At 40.7% G+C, this 405-nt stretch carries 1 protein-coding gene; it reads left to right on the top strand.

The genetic code is table 11. The annotated features are described in order from the left end of the window. Positions 1 to 405 (top strand): hypothetical protein (locus tag J536_RS25955; RefSeq protein WP_171071523.1); only part of this gene is annotated, 405 nt, incomplete at both ends.

Here is a 405-nt window from a genome sequence, read left to right as displayed (position 1 = left end):
TTTACCTACCTTTAAAGCTGCAGGTGGTTTGAGTGTACAAGTTCCAATAAGTGAAAAAGACGTTAATAAGGTGGAGCTACGTGATGCGATTCTTGATTTATCTAAAAAACCAGGAAATGAATATTTAAAAGAATTAGTGAATCGAAAAGATGTAGATTGGCAAAAAGTTTTACTAACTCAAAAAGACTGGGACTATAAATCACAAGGTTTAACAGCAGCTGGAGCTGCGATTATTGTTATTATTGTGACAATTCTTACGATGGGTTCAGGAACTGCTGCAGCGGCAGGTGCGGCTGGAGGAACAGCAGCAAGTGGGACTACAGTTGGTTTGGGCGCAAGTATGATTGGTTCAGCAGGCGTTACAACTGCAACAGTGGGAGGTGTTACAACAATTACAGGTGTTTC

The sequence above is a fragment of the Acinetobacter sp. 809848 genome (assembly GCF_000581275.1).
Classification (GTDB): domain Bacteria; phylum Pseudomonadota; class Gammaproteobacteria; order Pseudomonadales; family Moraxellaceae; genus Acinetobacter; species Acinetobacter pittii.
The sequence above is the reverse complement of the archived record's forward strand: the minus strand, read 5'-3'. Positions and strand labels throughout refer to the sequence as shown.